Source organism: Pseudomonadota bacterium, from assembly GCA_030775045.1.
Classification (GTDB): Bacteria; Pseudomonadota; Alphaproteobacteria; order JALYJY01; family JALYJY01; genus JALYJY01.
Map to the genome: position 1 here is coordinate 1 of JALYJY010000100.1, position 6,510 is coordinate 6,510.

Consider the following 6,510-nt stretch of genomic DNA (forward strand, 5'->3'; position numbering starts at 1 on the left):
GGCCAGAACCTCGTCCTTCAGCCGCCGCGCAGACCTGGATATCTGGCCCATGTAAAATGCCAGCATGAGGGTAAATACAGCCCCCGTGGAGCCGATCCACTGCATGGCATGGTGCCTGGAATTCCCGTCGGGAAGAACACTGGCCACATACAGGCAGGCCAGAAGCGTCAGGATACCTCCCGCAACCAGTGTCACCGCCGGGGAGATGAGATCCTGCAGCTTCATGTCCTCACGACCTCTGGACCTGCATCTGGATGGGCCCCTCGGCCCGGCCGTGCACAAACTGGTCCACAAAGGGATTGCCGGAATTATCAATGGCCGCCACATCCCCGGACCAGATGATCTTTCCCTGGTGGAGCATGGATACCCGGTCCGCAATCTTCCGGACGCTGGCCATGTCGTGGGTGATGGACAGGGCACTGGCCCCCAGGTTCGTCACACAGCTGCGGATCAGGCCGTTGATCACATCGGCCATGATGGGATCCAGCCCTGTTGTGGGCTCGTCAAAGAAAATAACTCCCGGGTTGCCGGCAATGGCCCGCGCCAGCGCCACCCGCTTCTGCATGCCGCCGGACAGTTCCGCCGGATACAGCTTTCCCACATCGGGACCCAGGCCAACCTCGGCCAGCTTTTCCATGGCAATGTCCCGGGCCTTCTGGCGGGAGGCCTTGTGCCCCTGGATCAGACCAAAAGCTACGTTTTCCCATACAGAAAGGCTGTCAAACAGGGCCCCGCCCTGGAACAGCATGCCAAAGTGCTCCAGCACCTCGTTGCGGACCGAGGGCCGGGCCCCCACCATTTCCTGGCCGTCAATCATGATGGATCCGGAGTCCGGCTCGATCAGGCCCAGAATGCATTTCAGGGTGACGGACTTGCCCGTCCCCGAACCGCCGATAATGACGTGGGATTCGCCGGCGGCCACATCCAGGTCAATGCCGTCCAGCACAATCCTGGAACCAAACGTCCTGCGCAGGCCACGAACACGTATTTTCGGAACAGACGCACTCATCAGAAAAACAGCCCTGTCAGGATATAGTTAAACACAAGAATCAGCACAGAGGCTGAAACAACAGCGTTGGTCGTCGCAGTTCCCACGCCCTGGGCCCCACCTTTGGACCGGTATCCGTGATAGCAGCCCATAAGGGCGATGATAAACCCGAAAACCGCTGCCTTGACCAGGCCCGAGACCACATCCATGGTCTCCAGATAGTCCCGGGTATTCTGGATATAGTTCGCCGCATTGAAATCCAGCCGGTACACGCTGATCAGAAAACCGCCGAACACGCCGATGATATCCGCCACCAGAACCAGCAGGGGCAGCATGGTTACCCCGGCCAGCAGGCGGGGAACCACCAGATACTTGACCGGATTGGTGGACAGGGTTTTCAGGGCGTCGATCTGTTCGGTCACCCGCATGGTGCCGATCTCGGCCGCCATGGCAGCGCCGATGCGCCCGGCCACCATCAGGCCGGCCAGAACGGGACCCAGCTCCCGCGTGATAGACAGGACGACCACTGTGGCGATGGTGCTTTCGGCCTCAAAACGCGAAAAACCGGTATAGCTCTGCAGGGCCAGGACCATCCCGGTGAACAGGGCAGTCATGCCTACTACCGGCAGGGAGTAATACCCGATGTCCAGCATCTGCCGGCCAGTCATGCGCACATAGACCGGCGGCGTGACACAGTGGAACAGCGACCGGCCCGTAAAGATGGCCAGACGGCCCGCACCGGCCACAAACACCAGGAATGTCCGCCCGACCGCTGCCAGAAACCCTGTCATTCACTCTCCACCGAACTGCACTGCTGCCCCGGAAAGGCACAGACGCAGGCGTAGCAGGGACCGGGCCCTCCCTGCAAGCCTGTTAATCCCGGGAACGTATTGTCATCAACACTGCCGGAAGGAGAATAAATTTCTCACCACATTCCCTTTCCGTCATCCCGGCGAAGGCCGGGATCCATCGGCTCATGTCCATGAGCCATATGAGTCTTATACCCTGCAGACGCAGGGTAGATGGATCCCGGGCCAAGCCCGGGATGACAGGGAGTTTTTTGAAACGGGGCTGATAACTTTCGCAGAGGCCTTCTGCGAGAAAGTTAAGGTCTCTAATCCCCGTCGCTGTGGCTCTGGCCCAGGTCCGCAAAGCGGGTAAAGGCCCCGTCGAAGAACAGGCGGACCGAACCAATGGGACCATGGCGCTGCTTGGCGATCACCACCTCGCTGGTGTTGTGGACTTCCTCGCACAGCTGCTTCCAGCGGTCATGGCGGGTGTTGAACTTCTCGTCCGATTCATCCACCCTTTTCGTGGGCTCCTCCCGCTCCAGATAGTACTGCTGGCGGAAGATGAACATGACCACGTCGGCGTCCTGCTCGATCGAGCCCGACTCGCGCAGGTCGGCCAGCTGGGGGCGCTTGTCCTCCCGCTGTTCCACCGCGCGGGACAGCTGGGACAGGGCCAGGACGGGAACGTCCAGTTCCTTGGCAATGCCCTTCAGGCCGCGGGTGATTTCGGAAACTTCCTGCACCCGGTTCTCACTGCTGCCCGTCCCGCTGCCGCGCAGAAGCTGGAGATAGTCCACCACCAGCATGCCAAGGCCGGATGTTCTTTTCAGCCGCCGCGCCCGGGTGCGCAGGGCGGCGATGGACAGGCCCGGCGTGTCGTCCACAAAGAACGGCACCTGCGACAGGCGCTGGCTGGCCTCCACAAAGCGGGGAAAATCGGAATCCCGGATTTCCCCGCGCCGGATCTTGTCCGATGGAACACTGGATTCACTTCCCAGGATACGGTTGGCCAGCTGTTCTGACGACATTTCCAGTGAGAAGAAACCGACGGTCGCCCCTTCCCTGCCCCCCGTCTGCATGAATGAGCGGGCCGCGTTGAAGGCCATGTTGGTGGCCAGTGCCGTCTTGCCCATGGAGGGACGACCCGCCAGAATGATCAGATCTGACGGCTGAAGACCGCCCAGTTTGCGGTCCAGATCCCGCAGGCCCATGGTGACCCCCGTAATGGGCGTATCGCGCCGGAAGGCTTTTTCCGCCGTGCGGATCGCGGCCTCCAGCGATGTCCGGAAAGGAACAAAGCCGCCCTTCACCTCACCCGTCGTGGCCATGTCGAACAGGTGCTTTTCAGCCTGCTCGATCAGGTCGTGGGCGGTTTCTTCCACCTCGGGCGCATAGGCCTTGTTGATCACATCGGTACTGACGTCGATCAGCTGCCGCCGCAGGGACATTTCGTGGATCAGGCGGCCATAGTGTTCCGCATTGATGATGGTGACCATGCTGGCCGCCAGCTCGGCCAGATAGGCAGCGCCACCCACAGACGTCAGATCGCCGTCACGCTCGAAAAAGGCCTTCAGGGTGACAGGATCGGCCACCTGGCCCCGTTCCACCAGCTTGCGCACAGCGTCATAGATCCGCGCATGAGCCGGATCGAAGAAATGCTCCGGCTGCAGGAACTCGCTGACCTTTTCATAGGCCTTGTTGTTGACCAGGATCGCGCCCAGCAGGCCCTGTTCCGCCTCGGTATTCTGGGGCGACCGACGCCAGTCCGGCAGGGAATTGTCCCCTGCAGGCGCAGACGCTGGACGAACGGGGGCAACAGCCTGGGTCATCAGAACAGGCCGCCGGGCAGGCCCATGCCGCCCAGCATGCGCTGGGTCTCCTCGCCCACGTGGGCCTCAATCTTTGCCCGCGCGTCGTTGCAGGCCGCAACGATCAGGTCTTCCAGCATTTCGGTCTCGGCCGGATCCATCAGCTTTGGATCAATCTTTATTTTTTTGAGCTCGTGCTTGCCGTTCATGGTGACACGGACCAGACCGCCGCCCGCAGAGCCCTCGAACTCCATCTCTTCCAGCTTTTTCTGGAACTGGGCCATGTTGGCCTGCATCTGCTGGGCCTGTTTCATCATCTGGCCAATGTTTTTCATGACAGGAGGTCCCTTTCGGTTTCGTCAATATCGGGATGGAAGGTTTCGGAAAATCCCGCCGGGTTGTCAATTAAATCCGAAGCCGGGGAATCCGAAACAGGGGTTTCCGGCACGCGCGTGCGCACTTGGGCAATGGCCGCTCCCGGGAAGGCTTCCAGGATCTGCCGCACCAGGGGATGATCCGCCGCCTGGTCCAGCGCGGCCCTTTCGGCCAGAACCTCTTGCTGCGACAGAGTCAGCTCCCCTTCCCCGCGCGAGATAGAAACCATCCAGCGTCGCCCGGTCCAGGTTTTCAGGCACTCCGCCACCCGGGCCGGCAGGTTGCCCGGCGTGCCCGCCCCCAGGCGGATCTCCAGCCGCCCGGTCTCGAACTTCACCAGATGGACTGCGCTGTACAGGAAACCATACAGAGCCCCTTCGCGCTTTTCGGAAAACATACGGACCAGCGCGACAAAGCTTTCAGGATCAGGATCCGTGGCCACGGCTTCCGCGGGCACGGGTGTTGCCACGGCCAGCGCCACTGCGCCGCCTGATCCCCGGGCCGCCACATACAGGCTTTTTGCAGGAGGCGGTCCGCCACCGTTATCTGAAACCGGCGCAGGTTTTTCAGCACCCGCAGCAGGATTGTCCCGCAGCTGACGCACCAGATCACCCGGCGTGGGCAGGTTGGCCGTGAACACCAGGCGCACAAGGATCATCTCTGCTGCCCGCAGGGGATCGGGGGCCTGCTGCACCTCACCCAGACCTTTCAGCAGGATCTGCCAAGCCCGGGTCAGAAGCGGGATGGACAGGCTGGCCGCCAGTTTCGCCCCGCGCACTCTCTCAATTTCCGGAATGGACAGGTCTGTGGCAAGGTCCGGCACCAGAAGAAGCCGCGTCAGATTATGGACCGTCTCCAGCAGGTCCTGGAGGATCATTACCGGATCAGCGCCCCGTCGATGCATGTCGGACAGGATCCCCAGTGCCTCGCCGGCCTTGCCGGAAACGCAGGCCTCGAACAGATCCATGACCACGGCGCGGTCGGCCAGGCCCAGCATGTCGCTGACCTGCGCGGCTGTGACCGTGCCGCCAGACAGGGCGATGGCCTGGTCCAGCAGGCTGAGGCCATCGCGCACCGAACCATCCGCCGCACGGACAATCATGGCCAGCGCGTCCGGCTCGACCGTCACGCCTTCTTTCTCCGACACCCGGGTAAAATGTCCAGCCAGCACATCTCCCTCCACCCGGCGCAGGTCAAAGCGCTGGCAGCGGGACAGGACGGTGACGGGAACCTTGCGAATCTCGGTGGTGGCAAAGACGAATTTCACATGCGGCGGTGGTTCCTCCAGCGTCTTGAGCAGCGCGTTGAACGCGCTCTTGCTCAGCATGTGGACCTCGTCGATGATATAGACCTTGTATCGGGCCGAGACGGGCGCATAGCGCACGCCCTCGATGATCTCGCGGATATTGTCCACGCCCGTGTTGGACGCAGCGTCCATCTCGATCACGTCCACATGCCGGTCCTGGCCAATGGAAATGCAGGAGTCGCAGGCGCCGCAGGGTTCAGCCGTGGGCCCCTTCTCTTCGTGACCGGTACAGTTTAGCGCGCGGGCGATAATGCGCGCCGTGGTGGTCTTGCCCACGCCGCGCACCCCGGTCAGCATGAACGCATGGGCCAGACGGCCCGAGCGGATGGCGTTGGTAAGCGTGCGCACAAGGGCTTCCTGCCCCACCAGACCGGCAAAATTCACAGGCCGGTACTTGCGCGCCAGCACGCGGTACTCCGCTACCGGAGGCTTTTCAGCCACCACGGGCGCAGGAGCGGCAACTTCGGGAAAAAGAAGATCAGACACGCGGGATGTCCCCAGAAAAAACAGTCCGGGGAGACTATACCAGAACAGCTGCGTCCCCGGGCAAGGAGAAAAGGCAACAGGGGCAAAGCTCTTCTATTTTGGGGCAGACAGAATGCCTGCAACGTCTGTGTTGCCTTTGAGCAGTGCATAATCAAGGGCCGTTTTGCCATGCCGGTCTTTCAGGGCCAGGTTCGCCCCTTTCTGCAAAAGCCATTGCGCAGCGGCCGGCTGATTGAACTGGGCCGCAGACATCAGCGGAGTCCAGTCATTCCTGTTCCGGAAATTGACATGGGCTCCTTTCTGGAGGCAAAGCTCCAGGAGTTCGATATCTCCCACAGCCACTGTCCCCATAAAAGGAGTGACTCCAAAATCATTCTCCTGGTTGGGATCTGTTCCATTCTCAAGCAGGAACTTGCGGATCTGACGAATGTCCTCCCTGCTTTTTCCAGCCATCTGTTCCGCGTGGTCAACAGTCACAAAGGCCGTGTCACCATAGGCATTTTTCCCGTTGGGATCAGCACCTGCGGCCACAAGCATCCGGATGATTTCCATGTCGCCCTTCTGCACGGCCCATGCGAGAGGCTTGCAGATCTCATAGGGACCACACCACGGCTCCAGGTCAGGCTTCATCGCCAAAGCACTCTCCAGCAATGTTACATTCCCTTCATAGAGGCTTTTCCACATCAGCTCATTTGCATCATTCCTGCTACCCGCCAGCATCATGAAGGCAAATACAAGAACACAGACTGTTCCGGC

At 61.0% G+C, this 6,510-nt stretch carries 7 protein-coding genes; all 7 read right to left on the minus strand.

Annotation, left to right across the window (positions count from 1 at the left end; translation table 11 throughout):
- A partial coding sequence (locus tag M3O22_08125; GenBank protein MDP9196710.1) for a hypothetical protein occupies window positions 1–225 on the minus strand: 225 nt, incomplete at its 3' end.
- A gap of 4 nt (window positions 226–229) precedes the next feature.
- On the minus strand, window positions 230–1,009 hold the full coding sequence (locus M3O22_08130) for an ATP-binding cassette domain-containing protein (GenBank protein MDP9196711.1): 780 nt from the start codon (window positions 1,007–1,009) through the stop codon (window positions 230–232).
- A complete protein-coding gene (locus M3O22_08135; protein MDP9196712.1) occupies window positions 1,009–1,779 on the minus strand; it encodes an ABC transporter permease in 771 nt (256 codons plus the stop codon). The genes M3O22_08130 and M3O22_08135 overlap by 1 nt, the downstream gene beginning before the upstream one ends.
- Before the next feature lie 323 nt (window positions 1,780–2,102).
- Window positions 2,103–3,608, minus strand: coding sequence for a replicative DNA helicase (locus M3O22_08140; GenBank protein MDP9196713.1), 1,506 nt, complete (start codon window positions 3,606–3,608; stop codon window positions 2,103–2,105).
- Window positions 3,608–3,922: a YbaB/EbfC family nucleoid-associated protein gene (locus tag M3O22_08145; protein ID MDP9196714.1), complete on the minus strand. Its 315-nt coding sequence runs from the start codon at window positions 3,920–3,922 to the stop codon at window positions 3,608–3,610. Before M3O22_08145 ends, M3O22_08140 begins: the two co-directional genes overlap by 1 nt.
- Window positions 3,919–5,709, minus strand: a complete 1,791-nt coding sequence (locus M3O22_08150) for a DNA polymerase III subunit gamma/tau (protein ID MDP9196715.1) — start codon at window positions 5,707–5,709, stop codon at window positions 3,919–3,921. The genes M3O22_08145 and M3O22_08150 overlap by 4 nt, the downstream gene beginning before the upstream one ends.
- 138 nt (window positions 5,710–5,847) lie before the next feature.
- The coding region (locus tag M3O22_08155; GenBank protein ID MDP9196716.1) for an ankyrin repeat domain-containing protein at window positions 5,848–6,510 on the minus strand (663 nt) is incomplete at its 5' end.